This window comes from Clostridioides sp. ZZV14-6345, assembly GCF_020657775.1.
In the GTDB taxonomy this organism is placed as follows: Bacteria; Bacillota; Clostridia; order Peptostreptococcales; family Peptostreptococcaceae; genus Clostridioides; species Clostridioides difficile_D.
Genome location: NZ_JAGWCX010000010.1, coordinates 20,033 through 42,996 on the forward strand (window position 1 = coordinate 20,033; position 22,964 = coordinate 42,996).

The window sequence follows — 22,964 nt, forward strand, 5'->3', positions numbered from 1 at the left end:
ACCTACTATCTCTTAAGATTTATTATTTCTTGAAGTATCTCATCTGATGTTGATATTATTTTACTGTTTGCTTGGAAAGACCTACTTGCTACTATCATTTCCGTAAACTCTTCTGCTATATCTACATTTGAAGCTTCTATTGCTCCTTGTATTATTGTTCCTGTAGCACCTGCTATTTGTGCGTCTCCTGAGTTTGCTGATGGTTTAAATAAGTTTCCTCCAGCTGCATCTAGCCCTGCTGGATTTTGGAATGCATAAGTTTGTACTTTTTGTATTTTACCATCATTAATATTTAAGCCAGATGGATCTCCTACTTTTTTACCAGCAGGAATATCATACACAAACTGAGTTCTTTGACCATCACTCAACAAAAATTCTACTGTTCCATCCTTGGATATGTTATACTCTAATACATTTTGAACTGTACCATCTTTAGGGCTTACACTTTGAAGTGGTATTACAATAGGCTCCTTTCCTTCTGCAGCAGCATTTTTAGTAAATTCACCAGTATCAGCATTATATGTACCCTTATAAACTTCGCCTTGTAACATATACCCTTCACCATTTACAAGTCTTCCTCCTTTAACACCTGCCAAAGATCCTGCTATTGCCTTAAATCCTGTATCTAAGTTAAAAGAACCATCTCTTGTATACATAATTATACCTTGTCTTACTACTGGAAAATATCCATCTCCATCTATCATTAAATCTGATCGTCTATTAGTTGTCTGTACATTTCCTTGTGTCATATCTTTATTTATACTTGATATCTTACTACCTACACCTACTTGTCCTAAGTTTGTCCCTCCTAGTGCCGCTGTTGGAGCACTTGCATATAGTACCGTTTGATAAAATGAATCTGACATTCTAGCTGAACTTTTCTTAAATGAAGTAGTCCCAGCATTGGCTACGTTGTTACCTATTACATCTAGTTTTGTTTGATTTGCTTTCATTCCACTTACACCTGAATACATTGCTTTTATCATGACTTTACCTCTTTTCCTATTTAATATTATGCTTCTTCTGGAGAGCTTTCTTCTTCATCTGAATTTGCTTCCCCTATTTTAAGTAATTTTTCATATTTAACATCTACAGTTTTGTCACTACCTTCTACCTTTAATTCTAAGTATACTTCTCCATCTTTTATATATGTGGACTTTACTACACCTATAATGTTTTCATCTTCTTTCTCTTCTCCAGATACTTCTACTTCTTTACCAATTAATGATGTTGCCATGCCCAACGCAGAGTTTATTAGAGTAGAGTTACTTAAGGCTAAAAGTATATCTAGCTTATCATTCATAGCTGACATTTTTTCTAAAGTTGCAAACTGCGCTAATTGTGATACATACTCCGTTGGGTCTTGTGGATTCATTGGGTCTTGATTACCCATCTGTGCTACAAGTATCTTCATAAACAAGTCTTTATCAGCATCATCACCTTGTCCTATAATTGGAGTCCCATTATCTGTTACTGTCTGATTTCCTTTACTTCTAACTTGTTTATTGGCAATATCATTAATATTTCTTTCAAGTTGGCTTAAATTATTTGACCTATAATTTCCCAGAGTTCCTGTCAAAGCCGTTGCTATTCCGTACATACAATACTTCCCCCCTTACTAAGCTAGTAAATCTACTCTATCATCATCAATAATATTTTCTTTAATCTCATCTTCTATGACTACATTGTTACGCTTATTGTTTGCATTCCGCTTACTCATGTTTTCTTGGTTATTTTGTCTATTCTGTTGTTCAAATGCTTTATCAAAAGTGTCTGATGTATTTCTATTATCACTATGCATTTGCACTGATACATCTTTTATATTTACATTTGTAAGTTCAAGATGTTGCTTTAAATCTGTTATATTTTTATTTATTGAGTCAAAGACATCTTTATTGAAAACAGTCACAACAGCTCTCATACTTTCACCATCTTTTAGCAATTGTATGTTCATATCTCCTAATTCTTTTGGTCTCAATTTAATTGTTAATTCTTGTATATCATTTGTTTTCATATGCTTAATAGCTTTTATAGAATCGTCCATTACATTTGATTCTATCTGTTTTAAATTGATATTATCACTTTTAACTTTATTCATATCAACGCTTTTATTTATTACTTGACCAAAATTCCTGCTCTTATTTCCATTGATTCCTGCTAGTTTTTCCAAAATATCAGAACTATCATCTCTTTGCTTATTTGAGTTAAGATTGCCGATTCTATTACTATCAAAATTATACAAGTCTATACTTTTAGTATCATCTTCTGTAGTTTTACTAATTACTGCAAAATTTTCACTATCATTATTATCTAAAAGCTCTGTTAATTTCATTAGGTCTAAATTTTGCATATCATCAGAGTTATTTGTATTAGCCTTGTTTAGTTTCGAATTTTGATTTGAAATCTTATTCAATATATCTTTATTAAGTTTAAGTTCTTGTTTTAATTCATGTGGTATATTTAGTTTTTCTATATTATTCAATATAGAGTTTATATCTTTACCTTTTTTATCATTATTTAAAAGATTCAATAATTGTTGTAAAACCTCATTACTGCAATCTTTTTCATACGTACTTTCATATTCTAAGTGATTACTTTTATCCTCATCTAAATGACACTCATTATCATCATTTTCTGGTTTATTTGAACTTACATTTTGCTTGCTTACTTCTTTTCTATCTTTAACTTGTTTATTGCCTGTTGCCTTATATAGATTATCTTCAAATTTATTATTTTTTATATTTTTATTCTTAGATGAACTTTTTTTATCCTCAATATCTTTAATAATATTATAAGAATCTGCTTGTATCTTCATACAATAATATCCTCACTTCCTACTATTCTTATAGAACTTGTCTATTTCTCAAATAACTCATACTTGCAAACTCATCATTAGTGTTTTGTTCTTTTAAATTTTCTTCTTTATAATACTGTCCATACTTTTTTTCTTTTAATTTTTCTAATGATTTTCTTTCTATCTGTTTGTTTATAAGCTGCTTTCTAGCTTTTTCAAGTTCATTTGTTGACTTATCCAACTCTTCTGATAAATCCATTATAGAGTTGTTTAAAGCTAACAAATAGTTAATAGTTATTTTTTGATTTTGAATACTATCGTTATTTTTACTTATCGAATATTTGCTATAATTACTTTCTAAGTTTTCTAAATTAGTCTCTATATCTATTTTTTTTTGTTGAATCTTAGCAAATTCCATTTTTATTTCTTCTTCATCTTTCATTTTTAAGTCTAAAACTTTCTGTAATCTAAACTTAAAATTTTTATCCAATTCAATCACAACCTATTCAAATATTTTTTTAAATTATTTATTCAAAGATTCTTCTCAAATTACTTATAGTTTCATTAAAAGAACTCTTTTCATTTATCCCTTGTTTTAAAAAATTAATAATATGCTCATGATAATAGATTGCTTCATCTATTTTTTTATTTGTACCTGAAGCATATGCACCTATATTTATCAAATCTTCTGCTTCTCTATACTCAGAAAGCATATCTCTTGCAAATGATGCTATTTTTATATCTTCTTTTGAAGCAATCTCATTCATAAGTCTGCTCAAACTATTCAATACGTCTATAGAAGGATAATGATTCTTATTTGCCAAATCTCTAGATAAAACTATATGACCATCAAGTATCCCTCTTGTGGTATCTGCTATTGGCTCATTAAAGTCATCTCCATCAACTAATACTGTATAAAATGCAGTTATAGAACCTTTATCTGATGTCCCTGTTCTCTCCATAAGTTTTGGCAAAAGGGCAAATACAGATGGTGTATATCCTTTTTGAGCTGGTGGCTCTCCTATTGCTATACCAACCTCTCTTTGTGCCATAGCAAATCTAGTTACTGAATCCATCATAAGTATTACTTTTTTGCCCTGATCTCTGAAATACTCTGCTATTGCAGTAGCAGTAAGAGCACCTTTTAATCTAACCAAAGGGGCTTTATCTGATGTTGCACATACAACAACAGATTTTTTCATTCCCTCTTCACCTAAATCTTTATCAATAAAATCTAGTACTTCTCTCCCTCTTTCTCCAACAAGGGCAATTACATTTACATCTGCTTTTGCATTTCTAGCAATCATACCTAGAGTTGTACTCTTACCGACTCCACTTCCTGCAAATATTCCTATTCTCTGCCCTTCACCACAAGTAGTAAATGCATCTATTGCTCTTACACCTGTTTCCATTATATTTCGTATCTTTTTTCTCTTCATTGGGTCAGGAGGTTCATTATTCAAGTTGTATCTATCTCCTAAAACAACTTCTGAGTTATCTATAGGATTTCCAAGACCATCAAGTACTTTACCTAGTAAATTATCACTACACATAACACTTAAAGGTATCCCCTTAGAAATAACTTTACAACCAGGTGCTATCAATGTTAACTCTCCTAATGCCATTAATATTATTACTTCTTTATCTTTAAAACCTACTACTTCACAATTCACTGGTTTATTGACTTGATTATATATAACACATAACTCTCCAACAAAAGCTTTTATGCCTTCAACTTCTACAGTAAGTCCTATTATTTTCTTAACTCTACCTTCCGATATAGTGAGTTTTAAGTTTTCTATTTTCTTATTTATTTTGTCAAAATCTATAAATATATCAGCTTTATACATACTTTATTCACCAAGCAATTCTTCTTTTAGTTTTTCTATAGCACAATCGATACCAACTATTATTCTTCCATTTTCCTTTTGTATAATAGCATTTCCTTTATCTATGCTATCATCTGCAATAACAAATACACTTGATTTTAATGATGTTTCTTCCTTAAATAATTCAAGTTCTTTCTCTACATTATCTTTATAGAAAGAATTACATCTTACTATAAATGAACTACTTCCTTCATAATCTTGAATAATTTGCTTTAACAAATCACTCATAGATTCTTCATCTTCAAAGTGCTTTTTTAAAACAGAACTAACCATATTAATAGCAAGCCTTATAATCTCTTTATTTTTTTCTTTTATGTACTCAGTCATCTTCTCATTAGCTTGTAATAAGATTAAATTTGCCTGATTTTTTATAAAATCTGCTTCATCTTTAGCTTTTTGGGTATATTCATCATATGACTCTTTATATCCATCCTCATATCCATTTTTTTGACCTTGACTATACCCTTTTTCATATGCTTGTTTTTCTATATTTTGTGCATTTGTTCTTGCTTCTTCTAATATCTCATTCTTTTTTATCTCAGCAGATTCTATAGTTTCTTTTATTACCTCGTCCCTAAATCTACAATCTTTTTCTTTATTTATGTTTGATTCTCCCACTCTAGCTTTATCTATTATGGTTAAATCTAGCACTCCTTTATATGATGCTTTTTTATTTTTAATAATCTTATTACTCAACAAAGTCATCACCAAAATTCCTTACAATAGCTATAGCACCTTCTCTTTCAAGTTTTCTTACACTATTTACTATCTTTTGTTGAGCAGCCTCAACCTGTGTAACCTTTATGACACCAACCATTTCCATTTCTTCTTTAAGTGCATCTGCTGCCCTAGAGGATTGATTTCTATATATAGCATTTGAAATCTCATCATCCACACCTTTTAAGGCATACACTAAATCCTTCATAGTTACTTCTTTTAACACTTTTTGTATACTTATATCATCCAGCTTAACAATGTCTTCAAAGACAAATATGTGAGATTTAATTTGAGCTGCTAAAGCTGGGTCTTGTTCTTCAATAGTTCCCAAAATATTCTTTTCTGTTTTTCTATCAGAGTTAATCAATATTTGGACTAAAGTAGATACTCCTCCATAATCTTTAAAATCATCACCACTTATTGAATGTAATTTATCTTCTAATGAACTTTCAATTACTTTTATCACTTCTGGAGATATTGAACCCATTGAACTTATTCTCATAGCTACTTCATTTTGTAAATCAAAATCTAAATATGATAAAACTTCTGCTCCATTTTCTGGCTCCATATGTGCAAGTAAAACGGCTATAGTTTGTGCACTTTCATTTCTAAGTATTTCTAATATTTTCTTTACATCTAGTTTTATAATATGTTTAAAAGGCTTTGTACTTGTATTTATTGATACACCTTCAAGTAATTTATTTGCTTTAGAATTTCCCAAAGCATTACTTAACAACTCTCTTGCATATTCAAGCCCACCTTCTATAACATAATCTTTTGCTCTATTTATTTCTACAAACTCTTTTAAAATTTCTCTTCTTTCTTTTGAAGCTATTGAAGAAATATTTGCAATTTCCAAACCTATTTTTTGAACTTGTTTATCAGGTAGACTTTTTATTATATCACTAGACACAGTTGGACCTAATGTCATTAATAGTACAGCAGCTTTTTTTAAACCCTCACCTTCTACCTTCTCATCCTTATCACTTTCATTTATATCACTCAAGTCAAACGCATTAACATTTGTAATTTCCGTGGACACGTTCTATCCCCCTTACTCATTTAACCAAGTCTTTATTATCTCTGTTACTTGGTCTGGTTTTTCTTCTGCATACATTTTAACAGCTTCCTCTAATGTCAGTTCTGGGTCATCTCCTAATAGAGGATTATCTTTCCTATCAATAGAATCAGATTTTGAACTATGCTCTTCATCTTCATAATCCATATCTTCTTGTTCACTTCTCTTCTTATATATTAAGTATCCAATAGCACCAACTGCTATCACTGCCACTACTCCAATAACTGCTTTTATTATGTTCTTTTTAAATCCTTCTTTCTTAATCTCTTCCAGCTCTTGTTTAGCTTCTGCCTTCCCTTCTGGGTCAAATACCATTGAAACAACGCTAAGAGTATCTCCCCTCGCTTCATCCATACCTATAGCATTATTAACAATATCTTCTACGTCAGCTTGAACACCTTTAGCTATTTTTCCATCTATCGCAACAGAAGCTGTCAATCTGTTAAGTTCTCCAGGTGCAACTATAGTATGAGTTTCAATCTTACCTGTTTCATACTCAAAACTCTCATCTAAACTATCTTCTGTATTAGTACCATTGTTATTTCCTTGGTTATTCATGTTAGCATCTACACCTTGAACATTATTTGTAGCAGATTTAGATGAATTTTTCGACCTAGTTTCCTTTATAGCAACTTTATCAGGGTCAATTTTTATTTCAGTTTTTTCAGCTGTATCAAAACTTAAATCAGCATTTACTGTGACTTTTACTTTTCCTGTGCCAAATATTGGCTCTAGCATTTCTAAAATAGATTTTTCCAGCTGTTTATTTAATGCTTGTTCAGACGCCTTATTTTTATCAATACTAATACCACTATTTATTGGTTGATTATTTGCATCAACTTCTTCATCATCTAAAATACCTTCAGATAATAAATTCATTTTGTTATCAATGACCTGAACATTTTTCTCTGGTATATTTGTAACACTTCCTGATATAAGCGCCATAACCGATTTTATTTGATTTTTCTCTAAAGTTGTTCCTGGCTTTAACATCAAATAAACTGCTGCACTTCCTGGAACAGCCTCCTTCTCAAATACTGATGACTCTCCAAATGTTATATGTACTCTAGTATCTTCCACTTGTGGAAAACTCTTGATTGTTTTTTCTATTTCACCTTGCATCATTCTTTGTTTCTTAATTTGAAACTCTTCATCAGTAAGCCCTATTGATGAACTATCATCCATTAGTGCAAATCCTTTAGAACCACCTGTAAGACTTGGTGCTAACTCCAGTCTTAACTTATCAACTTCTGTTCTAGGTACATAGATTGTACTTCCCTTTACCTTAGTATCTATCTTTCTAGATTCTAACTCTGCTGATATATCTGCAGCATCTTGAACATCTAGTTCTGAAAATAAGACTGCATACTTATTTTTACTTGCAGATATTGCTGTAAATACTAGCGCTAAACATATAGCAATAATCCCTATACCTAATGCTATCTTAGTTCCCTTTTTTAGAGAACTTATCTTTGTCCTAGATTTAGCAACTTGCTCCTTAATCTTATTTTTAAAACTGGCTATCATTGATTATTACTCCTGTTCAAAAGGCTAAATTTGTACTTTATTCATTTCTTGATATGCATCATGAATCTTATTTCTAACTTCTATTAAATATTGCATAGATAGCTGTGCTTCTTGACCTATTAACATAACTTCATGCATAGAAACATCTTCGCCTTTTATAAATTTTTCTTTCATATTGTCTGCTGTTACTTGTTGAAAATTAACTTTATCTATAGTATCTATTATTACATCTTCAAAGTTCTTCTTTTCTTCTTCATTATTAAGATTTAACGGTTTTGTTTCTCCAATCAAGTTATCTAACTTTGCACCTTGCATTAAATTGTTAATTTGTGTAATTGGCATAATTTATCCCTACTTTCCGATTTCCAAAGCTTTCGATATCATAGATTTCTGAGCATTCAATGTATCTATGTTAGAATCATATGCTCGTGAAGCTGTTATTAAATCTGTCATTTCAACCAATATATTTACATTTGGATATTCTACATATCCATTTGGCTTTGCATCTGGATGAGATGGGTCATATACTTCTTTAAGAGGTGATTTATCATCTTCAACAGATGTGACTTTAACTCCTAGCATACCTAATTTATTATCATAATTTTCTTCAAATGAAACGACTTTTCTTCTATATGCTTCTCCATTTGGACCTCTTGTAGCATTTATATTAGCTACATTGGATGATATAATATCCATTTTCAAACTTTCTGCTGTTAATCCACTAGCAGAAATTCTCATTCCACTGAACACACTCATCTTCTAATTACCTCCCACTTATTATTGATTTGGTCATTGCTATTTTTCCATTTGCAAAACTTATCAAAGCATTATATTGTAATGTTGCCATTGCTTGATTTACTTTTTCCTCTTCTATGTCTACATTATTACCATCTACTCTTAATCCTTTAGAATTATCTGTTTTTTCTTCTATTTTGGGCATGGTATCATTTAATGTTTCTTCAAAAGTTACATAGTGTCTTTTATAACCTTCAGTATTTATATTTGCTACATTATTTGCTATTGTCTGGCTTCTTAGGTTAGTTGCATCTAATCCCATTTTTATAATGTCATATGTATTCACACTCACTCCTCCTCAAAATATATTTTATCTATTTTATTTATTAATAAAAAATGAAGTTGCTATATTACAAAAAATAACTTCTTTATTTATCTAAATTAAATCCATTTCCACTAGATTAATACGGTAATATATACATTTAGTAAGAAAACTAATATCTTTCCAGTGAATCTCATTGAAAATATAAAAAAATTTTAATATGTATTTAAATATTTCTTCAGAAAGTTGCCTTTTTTTGTAAAATAGTAACTTTTTAAGATAATTTATCTTTATTTCAAGTTATAATTGGTAAAATATGTTATTATATGTACTTTCTACTGCAATAAAATAACTTTCCCATAACAAAATGACTGCCAAAAAGGCAGTCATTCCAGACTCCTCCTACGTATACAATATACTTAGGACTCTTTTTGGCAACTGGCTGACATAGCTTGTGTATACAAACCTTAGTCCCTATAGCTTTGCGTCACTAGATTTCTCCAGATTTGCCTATTTAGTTTTAACTTAAGTATACAATAAATAACAAATTTTTTAAATATTTTTTTAAATATTTTTTCTATATAATTTTTTAATTTAATTTCTAATATCAATATTATTTTTAATATACTTATATTTATAACATTTAACTTATATAATGTATATATATATTAAAAATATACAAAAATTTACAATATAAAATAAATTTATTCTAAGTTCACCTTTTATTCCAATCTTATTAAAATAATCTATTCTAACATTATTTTCCAATTTAATGTTTAAGCATTCATATTTCTTTTAAATTTTTCTTTCTATTCCCTCTTTCGTTGTTAAAAAACTTGTATTTTTTCACTACTTTTGATAAATTTTATTTTAGACTTATTATATATGAATACAATTTAAAATGTCATATAAGCTAACAGAATAAAACAATAAAGGGTCAAACTTTAATTAATTTGCCCTTTTATCATTTTATATTTATCGAAATTGATAGGTTTTTAACTATTTTCCAAACCTAAATTTACCTACTTATGAATTGATTTTAATTAAATATGATTATTTAAAACATATTCTAGTATATTAGTATGTATTTTTTCACCACAACTGCCGTCTGTATTTGATAGTACACTACTTAAAGAATTTAATCTTTGATTTAGCTTATAGTCATTATTGTTTTTTACTAAGTTCATAAATTTCATTAAATCCATTCCATCTTCTCCCACTACATAATTTGAAAATATATCAAAGATTCTTGAATCATAATATTCATGTTCCATATTTATATCATAAATTAATATAGGTTTCTTTGTTTGAATATATTCTATTAATACAGAAGACCTATCTGTTATTAAAGCATGAGATAAGTTGAATGATTCATAGTAAGATACAGAGTCATCTAAAATAATATTATTTTTTGTAGATATTGAATCTAACAAAGCTTTGTATCTATTAAAACATTCTGGAACTTTAGATTTTACATACTCAAGTTCTAAGGGATGTGGTCTATATATAAGACCATACTCTTGGCTATTTTCAATAATATCAAACACATTTTCAATCTCATCAATAACACCATCTTTACCATTAGGTATTTTCATTAGATTAGTTGTCCATAATAAAATGATTTTACCCTTTAATTTAGATTCATTTTCTTTATTTATATTATTCTGTTTTAAATTGTAAATTAAAGAATCAAATTTCGGAGACCCCATTGTTAATATTTTATTTTTATTTATGCCACTACATTCTGCTATAATTTCAAATGCAGGAGATTGCACAATAACCTTATCGAAATTTCTAGATGCTATAAATCCATAAACATTTAAGTAAAAACTAACAGGATAAGTTCCAGATATTCCATAAGCAACATATACAAGCATATTAGTATATCGTTTCAAGTTATAAGAAAAATAATTACTATCTACCATAGTCGCATTGTTACAATCATCATATTGATTATGAACATATATTATATCAGGCTTTTCCTTAGATAAATCAAAATCATCATAATGTATTATTGGAACATCTTCAGGAAAATCATTACCTTCATATGTATATATTTGAGTTATACCATTAGGCGTATCAATTAACTTGTAATAAGGTATGGGAACTACATAGCAGTCACACTTCTCATCCAAAACCGCAGATTTCCAGATACTTTCTAAGCTATTCCACATTTTAGCATTATAAGGCATAAATACAATTTTAGTTTTTTTATTTAGACTATTTTCTATTATATTTGATAAATAGTTTAAATTACTTATGATAAGTTCATAATCCTCAATAAGTCTTATATTTTTATACATGGAAAGTCTTAAAATTTTTACATAAGTTTCATCAATTAAATTCAACAAGTTTTTGTTGCTTCTTCCAGAGTTATTTATATATTTTTTCATATAATTAATAGCTTCTAGAGATGAATTAACTATTGATTCACTTAAATTATTATTTTTTATGTAATCAATACCCTCTATAAGTATTTGTATAAGATTTAAAACTTCATTTTTTTTATTATAGTTCATCAGATTCACCTCAATTTTAATTTTATTTATATTAAAACTATCGCTTTAGTATAAAATAATGCCTTTCTGTATCAGAGTATTGATTTATATTTGTTAAGAAGCTTTTGTTTTCAACAATTTCAAATCCTTCCTCTAGTAATGGTTTTAAAATTTCTTCATATTCTTCTATAGTTCTATATATAACATTATATTCTGAATTTAATTCTTTTGAATAAAATTCTTTTAAAGTTAATCTTTTATTTATACCAATAGGTCCAGACATATATATTATTGCTTTTTCATCTAATATTTCTAATAAATTTTTCAATGCTATTTTTAATTCATCATCATTAATGTACATTGCTACTCCTGCCAATAGAATCGTATTAAATGGCATTTTGGATTTAATTTTTGTATCATATGGAGTATTGGTAAAATCACATACTTGAAAATCACAGTCATTATCAGGAAATCTTTTTTTAGCAATAGCTATTAAGTCTTCAGCAAAATCTGTCCCAAGGTAATAGTTACATATAGGAACTATATCATCAGCTAACCTACCTACCCCACAACCTATATCCAATATATTTGAATTTCTAGTTATATTTAGTTTAGGAATTATTATTTCTTTTTCATATTTGTCTAAAGTGTTAGCATAATCAGGATTTTGATCATTACATTTCACTGAAACATAAGGATTATCTGGAATATATTTTTTAGCTCGTTTATTCCAAAAGTTTTGTACCGTGTCTTTTTTTATATCTACATGTTTTTCATAAATTCTCGTTGAATTATCCATATAAAATCTCCTTTATTTTTTGTTCCTATACCATTTTAAAGCTTCATTATATTCTTCAGGTGTATCAATTTCCCTTAATTCAACATGTGCTATTTTAAGTGGTAAGTTGGGTGAAATCATTTTATATACATGATTTGTACCAGAGCTTAAATTTTTAGAATATATTTTAAACATACCTGTCCACTCATAATCTCCATTTGTCCTTGAGAACTCTGTAGCAAACTCTCCACCATTAATAAAGTCTGTTTTAACATAGACAGGGTCTTTAGTATAGGGTTGACATACACCAATAATTTCTCCATCTGTGTTAACAAAATTATCGAAATCTTCTTTGAAAAAAAGTATATCACCATCTAGTGATATAACAGTATCTCTAGAATATTTTTTGCCTAAAGATAAACTTGCAGCAGTCTTAGTATTTAAGTAATCATGATTAAATACAAACATTATATCTTTACGATAAGAACATACAACTTCAATTAATTTTTCTGCTTGAAAGCCTACTACAATACGTATGTCATCATAATCATCAAGACACTCTAATTGTCTTATTATTAATGGCTTTCCATCTATATCTATTAACGACTTATTTGAATTTAATCCTAGCCTACTTCCTCTACCTGCACAGTTTACAACAATTGTTTTAGTAGTTTGCATAAACTTTCTTCCTCATAAAATGCATAATCACATACTTTCAATATTCCAGGAGCTATAGGTCTTACCCCTCCAAATCCAATTCCAATATCAGCATTCTCTATCATTTTTATATCATTACTACCATCACCAACTGCAACTATAGGACCTTTCATTTTTTTATAATATCTTCTTTTTTTATTATAACTTTAATTTTATCAATGAAATCACCATTTGAATGAGCTATAGATGAATAATATTTATTTTCTAAAGAAAGCTCTTTCATTAAATCACAAATCCAAAGATCTAAATTATTTGTTACGACAGTACATCTATCTGGATTTTCTTTTATAAACTTTACAATTTTTTCATTAAGATTAATCTTAGTAACTATACTTTTAACTTTAGAAATAGGAATATATTTTAATAAATCAACTCTTTTCTTAAAACTTTCCTCAAAAGATAAATTTCCTAGCATAGTTTCATTTGTAAGATTTTGCATAAGTTCATATTTATTTATACACTTAGAAATCTCAGGAAGTATTTCTTGTTTAGTTAATGTTGAATCTAAATCAAAAACAAATTTATAAATTTTCATTTCATCCCCTTTCATTGAAACATAAAATCCTATTTTTGAGTAATAAGTACATCAAACAATATTGAGTTAGAAATTTCAATAAATTTACAGAGTTCATAATTTTATAATATAATTTTAATTTTTATTATAAAACAATATATAGCTCAATCAAAAAAGCTAAAAACTAAATCTTATCAAAATAAAGAAATCTTGCGTTCTTAACTAACAAAAATACTCTATAAATGGTTTTTAAGTATTAAAATAACTTGATAAAAATTCAATTGTTACAAATACTGCTGTTTTATGTCGAGTTAATTCAATTATTTTAAAACACTAAAATCATTGAAATTGCTAAAAAATTGTCTTAATGTGCAAAATCTTCGTTTTTAGGATATTATTTTTTTAACATGCTTGTCTATTCTATTATTATAAGTAAATATGATAAAATTAGCTTCCCTTGAATCAAATCATCTATATACTAAAATCATTGAGTATATTCTATTTTATTTCATGTCAATATCGATATATATTGTTGTACTAGTAAATTTTATATCATTATTTTTATATGTATGTATTCAATCTTTTATTAGATTTTTCATTAACTGTTATTGATATTCTTATTTTCTAAATAACCTAGTTTTGAATTTATTTTAAACTTTTTAAGTACTCTATATTATATATAGTATCCTCATTTTCTAAGTCTAGTGATAATGCCTTTTTTAATGCAAAATCAGCTTCCTCAAATTTAGCTTCACACATAAACAAAATTGCCTTTATATTTAAAATCTTTACATCATCTGTAAATGTTTTTGAGTAGTCTTCAATCAATAATTTTGCATCATTTATTTTTCCATTCTCAATCATATTTTCTATACGAATAATAAAATTATCTTTTAATAATTTAAATTCTTCACTTTCTGTTATACTTTCTTCTAATTCACTCATAAAGATTTTTATTATTCTATTGTAAAAAGGGTATTCATTTAATAATCTTCTCATATTATGTAGATATTCTAATTTTTCATTAGGACTATTTATCTTCCTTTTACCATCAAGTAGATGCTTAAATTCTAAAGTAAATTTATCTATATCATTACAAACAAACTTTATTAATTCACAATCATTTAAATTGCTATATATGTATTTTATGTATTTATAAGAGTACATCATATAAATATAAAAAAGTTCTTTATATTTTTTATCACTTAAATTAACATTTTCTAAAAGAACTTTAGATATAACTTTATAAATTCTTATCTTTTCTATTTCTGATGTATTAGGACAACTAATTATATATTTATATATTGATACATTAAAACTTCTTTCTAAGGCTAAAATATACCTTAAGTATTTCTCTATCCAAACGTATTCCATATTGTAAAAAATGTCTAATAAGTCAACTTTTTCTTCAAAAGCTATTTTTATAACACTTGCATAAACTATATCTTTTTCTTCATTTAGTATTTTTCTACATGTATCTAATGATACATGTTTGTTTATTCTTATTTTATTCAAAAGACCATAATTACCTTCAATATCACAAAGGCTTTTATATATGAACTCTTTCTCATCATCTTTTATACTATTTATAAAGTCTTCCATACTTCTATAAAAACTATCTCTTTCAACCTTCGAATTTTGAATCTCTCTATAATAGTTTTTTATGTCTTCAAATCTATTTAATTTATATAAGGACATAAATAAGCTAAAGTACACATTCTTCTTTTTTTCCACAGCTTCAATATTATCATACTCTGAAATTACTAAATCATATTTCTCAAGCTTATAATAAATTTTTATCAATGTAATTATAGCCTCGTCTCTAAATCCTACAGCATCAGTATCTGAAAGCAAACTATTTGCTTGTGTACTCATTTCGTAATTATCTAGCAAATAAATATATCTTTTATATGAATTTATACTATTCTCATACTTTCCTAAATCAACTTGTGCTTGTGCAATATGATAATATACATCAATGTTATTTCTGTCCTTATTAATATATTTTAAGCATAATTTTTCGCACTTTTTAGCCTTTCCTAAATATAAATATACTTTTGCAAGATTTGTTATCAAGTATCCAGGTACTATTTCTAATTTTGAGTATAATTTATAAGACTTTTCTAGATAATCTAAAGCTTCTTGATATTTTCCTAATATAATAAGATTTTTCCCTATTTGATAATTTGTATATGGTGACTTCTCATCTTCTTTTAATTCCTCAAGTAACAGCTTTTCATTTCTTTTTACTTTATTTATTCTTATCTCTTCATCTTCAAACAAGTATCCATAATGTTCAAAATCAGCAATATTATTAAATATAGGATTTTTATACATTGGTTGTTCATGAATTTTACCACAGTATTTAAAATCAACGTTCTTGAAAAATCTCAAAACTGAACAATATCCATATAATTTTTTATCAAATGAATAAAGATTTTTTAGTCTTACTGATGCAGAATTAAATTTTTTATCAAGAGCATCTTCAAAAAATTTTATAATATTTGAAGAATCAATTAATACTTCATCTGCATCCAATATAAGTAACCATTCACCCTTAGCGTATGATATAGATATATTTCTCATACTAGAGAAATCACCATTCCAATTATGAAAGTACACTTTTTCTGTATATTGTTTTGCTATTCTTATAGTGTCATCTGTAGAACCTGTATCAACTATTATAAGTTCACTCTCTATTGAATTTCTCAATGTGGCTAATGATTTTAAAGTTTTTTCAAGTATCTTTTCTTCGTTTTTGACCATCATAACTATACTAAGTAACATATATATTTTCCTTTCAAAATCATATTTCTAAAAAAAGAAAGGAATAAAGCAAAGCCTTATCCTTTCTTTTTTATTCAATATACTAATATTCTATCCTAATAATTGTAAAACCCCTTGTGGTTGTTGATTAGCTTGAGCAAGCATTGATTGTGATGCTTGAACTAATATATTCATTTTAGATAAGTTAACCATTTCTGAAGCAACATCTGTATCTCTTATTCTTGATTCTGCTGCCGTAACATTCTCTAAAGTATTATTTAAATTGTTTTGAGTTGATTCTAGTCTGTTTTGTTGTGCACCTAATTTTGCTCTTGATGAGTTTAAACTCTTAAGAGCTCCATCTAAGCTAGATACCATAGCTTTAGCTGCATCTGTTCCTGTAGTTCCACCAGTCTTCAGACTTGCTATTGTAGTAGTTGTTATACCAGCTCCAGACATTATACTTGCAGTATTTACTAATTGAATTCTTATCTCATTATTATTATAAGATGTACCTGCAACATTAGTTCCATAATTTGCTCCAACTTGTAATCTTATTGTTGAAGAGCTTCCATCAAGTAGCTTCTTACCATTAAACTCAATTGAACTTGATATTCTTTCAACTTCATCTTTTAGTTGTAACAATTCATCAGCTATCTTTTCTCTTTCTTCAGCAGTATTAGTCTCATTTGCAGATTGTACTGATAAAGTCCTCATTCTCTGTAGTATGTTACCAGTTTCTTCTAATGCACCTTCTGCTGTTTGTACAACAGATATACCATCTTGAACGTTTCTTCCTGCTTGGTCTAAACCTTTTATTTGAGATCTCATTTTCTCAGATATAGCAAGCCCAGCAGCATCATCAGAAGCTCTCTTTATCCTAATCCCAGAAGATAGCTTCTCCATAGATTTACTTTGTGCACTTACATTTCTACCCATTTGGTTATTTGCTATCAAAGCACTTACATTTGTATTAACTCTCATTATTTTACCCTCCTTAGTATAGTTGACATCCTTGTCATTTCTACTTTTTACATTTTTTATTAATCTTTCACTTATATAATCGGACAAGCTAATATATAACTTTATACTTTTTTATTAAAAATATTTACTTTTTCTCTATTTAAGCTATAATACATTGTGTTCACTTCTTTAGTAAGTTTATACTCATGTAATTCTTTTTTTACTCCTAATAATTGTTCTTGTAAAATATCTCTTATTCTATCATCAATTTCAATTAATTCCATTCTATTATAAAACTGTATAAAATCATTTCTATCAATTTCACTTACACTATTTATAATCTCTTGTCTTTCACCTAATTTACTACTTATCTTTATATATTCTTCTTTTTCAATCAAATTTATAATTTGTAAAGATATGTCTTTATATAAATTTAGTTTTTCTTTTAATTTATCCATAACTAATTACCTTGTGCTTGTGAGAAGTAGTTCATTTGGGAAGAATACTGATTCAACAAAGATTCCAAAGCCGAATATTTAGCATAAAGTCTTTTCTCTTTATCATTCATTTTTTCAACTAGCCTACTTATATTTCTTTCTTGCTCTGCAATTTGTTTTGAATATACATTTTCACTGGCAGAAGCAGTCTTTTCTATACCTGCTTTTTTAGCAAGTTTAGAAATTGAACTTCCAGAATATTCATATACAATATCTTTTAACTTTTCAAACATCCCCTTATCATCATGATTTGAAGAATAACCTGCTAGTGTTTTGTATACTTTATCACTATCATCTATAAGAGCCTTTGAAAAAACATCTGCATTAAATGATATTTGACCTTTTTTATTGTAATTTTCACTTTCATTGATACCTAGTTTTCTTAATGTAACAATATTTTTTCCATCTCCAAAAAATGCAGACTGAATATCTTCAAAAAAAGCTCTTAACTCATCATCATTTCTAAGTATACCTTCTTTAGCTTTCTTTTCCCACTTTTCTATTTCTTCAGTTGTCATCTCTTCTTTTTGCTCATCTGTAAGAGGTGGATAACCTTTTGGTTTTTTAGTAGTAACTAAACCATAGACCTTGTCCATCAATTTATTATAATCATCCACAAATGCCTTCATATTTTTAACAGCCTCTTCAGTATCAGTAACAGAAGTCAGCTTTGCAGTTCCTTTTGAATTTACATTATACTCAATATTATCTATATTAAATGAATTCTCTTCTTTACTTATATGCGTTACTCTTCCATGTTCATCAGTTACATCAGCTTCTAGATTTTTTCCATATACAGTTGCCACTTGGTTCCCACTAGCATCAGTTGCAAATGTAATACCATTATCATTAGCAATTTGCTGAGCTAAATTGTTATTTCCAATTACTTTTAAATCAATGTCTGATGACGAACCAGTCTTTTTTCTCGAAATAATCAATTCACCTGTCATCTCGCTATAAGAAGCCTTTATATCATTATCTGCACAAAGTGAGTTTATCTTACTTACAATAGTACTTGTAGTATCTTGTCCAGATATTGGTATATTTACACCACCTATATTTAAAGAACTTGCTCCACTAGCATTTGGAGGAAACTGTTGAACAATAGGGTCACTTGAATTCAATTTAATAGTTACTTTTGCTGGTTCAGCAATTTGAGAAACTGCAAATTGATAATTTATTTTTTCTGCACCAGCCGAGCCTTTTGCTACTATAATGCTTTCATCAGAACTAGTGATTCTTGTAGCAGAGTATGCATTTTTACTTATTATACTATTAGGAGAGGCTATATTTAGATACTTATCATAAAGATTCTTTGATTCTTTTATAATGTCTCTGTATATTTCTTGCTTCCATTTAACGATTTGTTGCGCTTGTTTTGCTTTATTAACTTTCTCCTTATCTCTAATCATACTAGCTTCTATTATGCCTTCCATATCAAAATTTCCTGAAAGACCTGTAACTCTTATTGGACTTATACTTGACATATATTTATCCCCCCATCATGATTATATTTATAGTTTATTATATACTTCATGCCATGTATCTCTTATTTGTTCTACTATTGGCAATATATCATCAATTACTTTAATATCTTTCTTTATATCAGCCTTTGCTAATTCGTGTTTTATGAATTCATAAACTTTATACATATCCTTTGCCCATTGTCCTGCACTTTGGTCTAATGTAACCATTAATTCTGCAAATATATTTTGAACTCTAACGAGTTCATTATGTGCTTTTAAATAGTCCTTATTTAAAAGTGCAACTTTCGATATATTAGTATATTTGACTGTACCATCTACAAGTATCAATAGTAATTCTTCTTTTGATAAGCCATTTAATTCAGTTAAATTTAACTCCATTATTTATACCTACTTCTTTCTTCTTTACTTTTTTTATCAGCTTCATGCCATGTATCTTTAATTTGCTCTATTACAGGTAATACATTATCTATTATTTGTATATCTTTTCTGATATTTGCCCTTGAAAGTTCATATCTTACAAAATCATAAACTCTATACATATCTTTCGCCCATTGACCTGCATTTTGGTCTAATGTAACCATTAGCTCTGTAAATATATCTTGAACTCTTATAAGCTCTCTATGTGCTTTTCGTGTATTTTTATCTATAATAGCTCCTCTGGCCATTTTTGTATATTTTAAGGCACCATCAACAAGCATAAGCAATAATTGTTCTTTTGATGCCATAAAAATAGCATTTTGCTTATAAGAATTATAAGGATTTTCTCCATACATATATTACTTCCTCCAAGTGTTTTATTTTAATGATTTTAAGATTTCAAGATTTTTATTTGTGGCTTTTATATTTTCATTTTTTATTTTTTCATATATTTCTTTTCTTAAGATACTTATATTATTAGGAGCAGATATGGCTAATTTTATGTTATTTCCATCTACGCCTACAACTTTTACTTCTATGTTATCTCCTATAAGCACTGCTTCATCTTTTTTTCTCGAAATTACTAGCATCCACCATCACCTCTTAATAATGGATGCCATATTGAATATTCCTCATCCTGTAAAATTATTTGCATTCCGCAATTATTTCTTACATTTATTACTATAGGTGCTTTCATATTCACAGTTGATTCTTCAAGTGTTTGACCAATAGTGATTATATTAAGCAATATAATATCATTTGGAGATTTTACTTCAAGTTTTTCTATTGTTTCTTGATTTAGGACTATTTCATATTCCTTAATAATTTTAAATGGTGATACAACAATAAATCCTATACAATCTTCTTCAGTAGAATTAAATTCTTTTAAAATATCTTCATTTTCTATATCCAAAAGCTCATATTCTTTTAAGTTTTCAAATCCTAGTATTCCTTTTTTTAATGTAACCTTCATCATGACTGCGTTATTTTACTATATATAATCTAATATAGATACATTAAATAACTTTCCTCCTGTTTGTAGTGAAGCTTGATAAGTTAATTCTGCAGCCTTTAATTGAACAAGCTTTTCCCCGTAATCTATCTCATTATTTTGCGATAAAATATCCTTTAACTGTATCAAACTTTCATCATTTTTTTCTTTCATAGTATCCACCGTATTTGCCTTTGTACCATATATAGACCTAACATTTACTGTATTATTTATTAGATTCTCCATATCACCTAAACAAGTTGTTGTCAAATCTTTTATATTCGCATCACTTGGATTTGCTAGTTTCTTTGATATATTATTTAACTTTTCAAAAGGGTCAGGTTTTGTTGGATCAAATCCAAGACTACTCAACTTAACATTATAATCTACACTGATTCCTTGAGCTACATCCACACTCAAAGAATCATTTAATTTATTAAGATTTATACTAGAATTAAACTTTAAGCTTACTGATCCATCAGCATTATCTACACACTCAACAGGTGGTGTGCCCGTATCCGAGCCTGAAAATATGTACTTACCTTCATGTGTTGCATTTAAAGCATTTGCTATTTCTTTCATTTTTTCATTGATTGAATTACTAATAGTTTTTATTTCGTCATCTGAATATGAACCATTACCACTTGATACCAACCCCTTCTTTATATCTGCTAATAAATTACCAAGTTGGCCTAATGAAGTATCTGTCATTTCTAACCAATCTGCTGTATCTTTACAATTTTCAATATAAGTTTCCATAGTTTTTATTTCACTTTTTGAGTTCAATATCTTTATTGCCTTATATGGGTTATCTGATAGTTTATTTATTTCTTTCGTCGTGTTAACTTGTCTATTGACCTTGTCTAATCTTTGTAAATTATCTTGCAATGAATTTAGATAACCACTAGACATCATACCTGTACTAACTCTCATTATAAAATCCTCCTTTTATTAGATTATTCCATTTATTACAACATCCAATAGTTGTACTGCTGTTGACATAACTTTTGCACTAGCTTGATAGGAACGTTGTACTTTCATGAGTTCTGCCATTTCTTCATCTAAAGATACACCTGAAACACTCATTCGTGAATTATCAACATTATTTATAATTTTACGTTGATTCACTTCATCTTGATTAACTTTTTGAGAATCTAAACCTACCGATTCTACAAAAGCCTTATAGTGGTCACTTATTGTGCTTACTTTTCCACCAACTGGCCCAATATCTATTTTTTCATCCTTTAACTTAGCAATCTTTGAAGCTTCTTGAGTAGTAAGCTTTAATTCATTTGGATTACTTTTTATCGCTGGATTTACTTTTATAATATCTTCACCAGCTACATTTGAGGTTACAAAAAAATCTCTTACAGTTATTCCAACAGATGCATTATAAGCATCATTTATCTGTTTGGCTAATCCATCAGATACATCTTTTAAGTCGCTTTTATATGTATCAATTTTACCATGCATTTCAAACAAACCTTGTAAAGTTCCTGATATACCTGTTTTCCAAGTTCCATCTGCATTTTTCAACTCATTAAGTTCCAATTTACCATCTGAAAGCATATTTTTAACATCGCTATTTTCAAGATCTAACTTAAAACTCAAGTTATCTAATATTCTATCTCTTTCATCAAGCAAATCATTTGGCGTAGAACCAGAACCAGAGATAATATCAATAGATTTATTTAAGTCTTCAAGACTTTTTAACATGTCATTTATTTGTTTTATCTCAGTATCTATATTAGAATCTATATCTCCTTTTAACTTATCAAGCTTCTTATAACTTTCGCTTATTAAAGTTGCTAAATTAGATGCATTTTCTACCACTAGACTTTTTCTACTTTCACTATTTATATCCTTTGATAATGATTCCCATCCTTTAAAAAAATCATCTATACCTGCAGATATTCCATAATCTGACGGTTCATTTAGTATAGTTTCTATAGTATTATAATAATCATATTTTGAAACTGTATTCCCATACTTATGAGCTTCTGCTCTAAATTGGTAATCATAAAAACTATTTCTAGCTCTTGTTACATCTGTTACATGTACTCCAGTACCTAATTGTCCTCTTCCAATTGAATTGCTCAAACTAGGCATATACATTGGACTATTTGTAGCAAAATCGGTCCTTTGCCTAGAATAACCGTCTGTATCTAGATTACTTATATTATGAGAAATTGTCTGTATTGATTTTTGGTGCGCATTCATTCCTGAATTAGCTGTATTTAAAATGGAAAATAATCCTGCCATATTTCTCCTCCC

26 protein-coding genes and 1 riboswitch are annotated in these 22,964 nt (G+C 28.1%); all 26 genes read right to left on the reverse strand.

All coding sequences use genetic code 11. The features are described from left to right. Positions 1–5 precede the first annotated feature (5 nt). The 26 genes from KGF39_RS04025 to flgK all read right to left on the reverse strand — a co-directional run bounded on the left by KGF39_RS04025 (position 6) and on the right by flgK (position 22,952). Positions 6–986: a flagellar hook-basal body complex protein gene (locus KGF39_RS04025; RefSeq protein WP_227821286.1), complete on the reverse strand. Its 981-nt coding sequence runs from the start codon at positions 984–986 to the stop codon at positions 6–8. A 26-nt stretch (positions 987–1,012) separates the two neighbouring features. After that, complete coding sequence (locus tag KGF39_RS04030; RefSeq protein ID WP_227821287.1) at positions 1,013–1,600, reverse strand: flagellar hook capping FlgD N-terminal domain-containing protein; 588 nt, start codon at positions 1,598–1,600, stop codon at positions 1,013–1,015. 18 nt (positions 1,601–1,618) lie between these two features. Then, a complete protein-coding gene (locus KGF39_RS04035; RefSeq protein ID WP_227821288.1) occupies positions 1,619–2,815 on the reverse strand; it encodes a flagellar hook-length control protein FliK in 1,197 nt (398 codons plus the stop codon). 28 nt (positions 2,816–2,843) lie between these two features. Then, positions 2,844–3,293 carry a flagellar export protein FliJ gene (fliJ, locus tag KGF39_RS04040; protein WP_227821289.1) on the reverse strand — a complete coding sequence of 150 codons (450 nt, stop codon included), beginning with the start codon at positions 3,291–3,293 and terminating at the stop codon, positions 2,844–2,846. A gap of 28 nt (positions 3,294–3,321) precedes the next feature. After that, complete coding sequence (fliI, locus tag KGF39_RS04045; protein WP_227821290.1) at positions 3,322–4,644, reverse strand: flagellar protein export ATPase FliI; 1,323 nt, start codon at positions 4,642–4,644, stop codon at positions 3,322–3,324. Between the two features lie 3 nt (positions 4,645–4,647). Continuing rightward, a complete protein-coding gene (locus KGF39_RS04050) occupies positions 4,648–5,388 on the reverse strand; it encodes a FliH/SctL family protein (RefSeq protein ID WP_227821337.1) in 741 nt (246 codons plus the stop codon). Then, positions 5,372–6,442 carry a flagellar motor switch protein FliG gene (gene fliG, locus KGF39_RS04055; RefSeq protein WP_227821291.1) on the reverse strand — a complete coding sequence of 357 codons (1,071 nt, stop codon included), beginning with the start codon at positions 6,440–6,442 and terminating at the stop codon, positions 5,372–5,374. The genes KGF39_RS04050 and fliG overlap by 17 nt, the downstream gene beginning before the upstream one ends. 12 nt (positions 6,443–6,454) lie before the next feature. Then, complete coding sequence (fliF, locus tag KGF39_RS04060; protein WP_227821292.1) at positions 6,455–8,005, reverse strand: flagellar basal-body MS-ring/collar protein FliF; 1,551 nt, start codon at positions 8,003–8,005, stop codon at positions 6,455–6,457. Between the two features lie 24 nt (positions 8,006–8,029). Then, the gene (fliE, locus tag KGF39_RS04065) at positions 8,030–8,347 is read right to left on the reverse strand and encodes a flagellar hook-basal body complex protein FliE (protein ID WP_227821293.1); all 318 of its coding nucleotides are present in this window, start codon (positions 8,345–8,347) and stop codon (positions 8,030–8,032) included. Between the two features lie 9 nt (positions 8,348–8,356). Next, positions 8,357–8,761, reverse strand: a complete 405-nt coding sequence (flgC, locus tag KGF39_RS04070; protein WP_227821294.1) for a flagellar basal body rod protein FlgC — start codon at positions 8,759–8,761, stop codon at positions 8,357–8,359. 7 nt (positions 8,762–8,768) lie between these two features. Further along, positions 8,769–9,086, reverse strand: coding sequence for a flagellar basal body rod protein FlgB (gene flgB, locus KGF39_RS04075; RefSeq protein WP_227821295.1), 318 nt, complete (start codon positions 9,084–9,086; stop codon positions 8,769–8,771). A gap of 406 nt (positions 9,087–9,492) precedes the next feature. Next, a riboswitch (cyclic di-GMP riboswitch) is annotated at positions 9,493–9,583 on the reverse strand. 522 nt (positions 9,584–10,105) lie between these two features. After that, positions 10,106–11,581 carry a CDP-glycerol glycerophosphotransferase family protein gene (locus KGF39_RS04080; protein ID WP_227821296.1) on the reverse strand — a complete coding sequence of 492 codons (1,476 nt, stop codon included), beginning with the start codon at positions 11,579–11,581 and terminating at the stop codon, positions 10,106–10,108. A 37-nt stretch (positions 11,582–11,618) separates the two neighbouring features. Next, positions 11,619–12,359, reverse strand: coding sequence for a class I SAM-dependent methyltransferase (locus KGF39_RS04085; RefSeq protein WP_227821297.1), 741 nt, complete (start codon positions 12,357–12,359; stop codon positions 11,619–11,621). A gap of 12 nt (positions 12,360–12,371) precedes the next feature. Further along, complete coding sequence (locus KGF39_RS04090; RefSeq protein ID WP_227821298.1) at positions 12,372–13,016, reverse strand: NTP transferase domain-containing protein; 645 nt, start codon at positions 13,014–13,016, stop codon at positions 12,372–12,374. Beyond that, positions 12,989–13,168 carry an HAD hydrolase family protein gene (locus tag KGF39_RS04095; RefSeq protein WP_227821299.1) on the reverse strand — a complete coding sequence of 60 codons (180 nt, stop codon included), beginning with the start codon at positions 13,166–13,168 and terminating at the stop codon, positions 12,989–12,991. Before KGF39_RS04095 ends, KGF39_RS04090 begins: the two co-directional genes overlap by 28 nt. Beyond that, the gene (locus KGF39_RS04100; RefSeq protein ID WP_227821300.1) at positions 13,165–13,590 is read right to left on the reverse strand and encodes an HAD-IB family phosphatase; all 426 of its coding nucleotides are present in this window, start codon (positions 13,588–13,590) and stop codon (positions 13,165–13,167) included. The genes KGF39_RS04095 and KGF39_RS04100 overlap by 4 nt, the downstream gene beginning before the upstream one ends. Before the next feature lie 624 nt (positions 13,591–14,214). Further along, a complete protein-coding gene (locus KGF39_RS04105; protein ID WP_227821301.1) occupies positions 14,215–16,356 on the reverse strand; it encodes a glycosyltransferase in 2,142 nt (713 codons plus the stop codon). A gap of 90 nt (positions 16,357–16,446) precedes the next feature. Further along, positions 16,447–17,319 carry a flagellin gene (locus KGF39_RS04110; RefSeq protein WP_227821302.1) on the reverse strand — a complete coding sequence of 291 codons (873 nt, stop codon included), beginning with the start codon at positions 17,317–17,319 and terminating at the stop codon, positions 16,447–16,449. 101 nt (positions 17,320–17,420) lie between these two features. Continuing rightward, a complete protein-coding gene (locus tag KGF39_RS04115; protein WP_227821303.1) occupies positions 17,421–17,756 on the reverse strand; it encodes a flagellar protein FliT in 336 nt (111 codons plus the stop codon). A 2-nt stretch (positions 17,757–17,758) separates the two neighbouring features. Continuing rightward, positions 17,759–19,282, reverse strand: coding sequence for a flagellar filament capping protein FliD (gene fliD / locus KGF39_RS04120; protein ID WP_227821304.1), 1,524 nt, complete (start codon positions 19,280–19,282; stop codon positions 17,759–17,761). Between the two features lie 27 nt (positions 19,283–19,309). Continuing rightward, positions 19,310–19,660, reverse strand: a complete 351-nt coding sequence (gene fliS / locus KGF39_RS04125; protein WP_227821305.1) for a flagellar export chaperone FliS — start codon at positions 19,658–19,660, stop codon at positions 19,310–19,312. Beyond that, a complete protein-coding gene (gene fliS, locus KGF39_RS04130; protein WP_227821306.1) occupies positions 19,660–20,055 on the reverse strand; it encodes a flagellar export chaperone FliS in 396 nt (131 codons plus the stop codon). The genes fliS (KGF39_RS04125) and fliS (KGF39_RS04130) overlap by 1 nt, the downstream gene beginning before the upstream one ends. A 21-nt stretch (positions 20,056–20,076) precedes the next feature. Then, complete coding sequence (csrA, locus tag KGF39_RS04135) at positions 20,077–20,289, reverse strand: carbon storage regulator CsrA (protein WP_227821307.1); 213 nt, start codon at positions 20,287–20,289, stop codon at positions 20,077–20,079. Beyond that, complete coding sequence (gene fliW / locus KGF39_RS04140; RefSeq protein ID WP_227821308.1) at positions 20,283–20,675, reverse strand: flagellar assembly protein FliW; 393 nt, start codon at positions 20,673–20,675, stop codon at positions 20,283–20,285. The genes csrA and fliW overlap by 7 nt, the downstream gene beginning before the upstream one ends. Positions 20,676–20,690: 15 nt before the next feature. Continuing rightward, positions 20,691–21,623: a flagellar hook-associated protein FlgL gene (flgL, locus tag KGF39_RS04145; protein ID WP_227821309.1), complete on the reverse strand. Its 933-nt coding sequence runs from the start codon at positions 21,621–21,623 to the stop codon at positions 20,691–20,693. Positions 21,624–21,641: 18 nt separating this feature from the next. Further along, complete coding sequence (gene flgK, locus KGF39_RS04150) at positions 21,642–22,952, reverse strand: flagellar hook-associated protein FlgK (protein WP_227821310.1); 1,311 nt, start codon at positions 22,950–22,952, stop codon at positions 21,642–21,644. Positions 22,953–22,964: the final 12 nt, after the last annotated feature.

Bases quoted from the DNA above. Each gene is read 5' to 3' on its own strand.
- KGF39_RS04025 (WP_227821286.1), bottom strand. From the start codon at position 986: ATGATAAAAGCAATGTATTCAGGTGTAAGTGGAATGAAAGCAAATCAA.
- KGF39_RS04030 (WP_227821287.1), bottom strand. From the start codon at position 1,600: ATGTACGGAATAGCAACGGCTTTGACAGGAACTCTGGGAAATTATAGG.
- KGF39_RS04035 (WP_227821288.1), bottom strand. From the start codon at position 2,815: ATGAAGATACAAGCAGATTCTTATAATATTATTAAAGATATTGAGGAT.
- fliI (WP_227821290.1), bottom strand. From the start codon at position 4,644: ATGTATAAAGCTGATATATTTATAGATTTTGACAAAATAAATAAGAAA.
- KGF39_RS04050 (WP_227821337.1), bottom strand. From the start codon at position 5,388: ATGACTTTGTTGAGTAATAAGATTATTAAAAATAAAAAAGCATCATAT.
- fliF (WP_227821292.1), bottom strand. From the start codon at position 8,005: ATGATAGCCAGTTTTAAAAATAAGATTAAGGAGCAAGTTGCTAAATCT.
- fliE (WP_227821293.1), bottom strand. From the start codon at position 8,347: ATGCCAATTACACAAATTAACAATTTAATGCAAGGTGCAAAGTTAGAT.
- flgC (WP_227821294.1), bottom strand. From the start codon at position 8,761: ATGAGTGTGTTCAGTGGAATGAGAATTTCTGCTAGTGGATTAACAGCA.
- KGF39_RS04080 (WP_227821296.1), bottom strand. From the start codon at position 11,581: ATGAACTATAATAAAAAAAATGAAGTTTTAAATCTTATACAAATACTT.
- KGF39_RS04085 (WP_227821297.1), bottom strand. From the start codon at position 12,359: ATGGATAATTCAACGAGAATTTATGAAAAACATGTAGATATAAAAAAA.
- KGF39_RS04090 (WP_227821298.1), bottom strand. From the start codon at position 13,016: ATGCAAACTACTAAAACAATTGTTGTAAACTGTGCAGGTAGAGGAAGT.
- KGF39_RS04095 (WP_227821299.1), bottom strand. From the start codon at position 13,168: ATGAAAGGTCCTATAGTTGCAGTTGGTGATGGTAGTAATGATATAAAA.
- KGF39_RS04100 (WP_227821300.1), bottom strand. From the start codon at position 13,590: ATGAAAATTTATAAATTTGTTTTTGATTTAGATTCAACATTAACTAAA.
- KGF39_RS04105 (WP_227821301.1), bottom strand. From the start codon at position 16,356: ATGTTACTTAGTATAGTTATGATGGTCAAAAACGAAGAAAAGATACTT.
- KGF39_RS04110 (WP_227821302.1), bottom strand. From the start codon at position 17,319: ATGAGAGTTAATACAAATGTAAGTGCTTTGATAGCAAATAACCAAATG.
- KGF39_RS04115 (WP_227821303.1), bottom strand. From the start codon at position 17,756: ATGGATAAATTAAAAGAAAAACTAAATTTATATAAAGACATATCTTTA.
- fliD (WP_227821304.1), bottom strand. From the start codon at position 19,282: ATGTCAAGTATAAGTCCAATAAGAGTTACAGGTCTTTCAGGAAATTTT.
- fliS (WP_227821305.1), bottom strand. From the start codon at position 19,660: ATGGAGTTAAATTTAACTGAATTAAATGGCTTATCAAAAGAAGAATTA.
- fliS (WP_227821306.1), bottom strand. From the start codon at position 20,055: ATGTATGGAGAAAATCCTTATAATTCTTATAAGCAAAATGCTATTTTT.
- csrA (WP_227821307.1), bottom strand. From the start codon at position 20,289: ATGCTAGTAATTTCGAGAAAAAAAGATGAAGCAGTGCTTATAGGAGAT.
- fliW (WP_227821308.1), bottom strand. From the start codon at position 20,675: ATGATGAAGGTTACATTAAAAAAAGGAATACTAGGATTTGAAAACTTA.
- flgL (WP_227821309.1), bottom strand. From the start codon at position 21,623: ATGAGAGTTAGTACAGGTATGATGTCTAGTGGTTATCTAAATTCATTG.
- flgK (WP_227821310.1), bottom strand. From the start codon at position 22,952: ATGGCAGGATTATTTTCCATTTTAAATACAGCTAATTCAGGAATGAAT.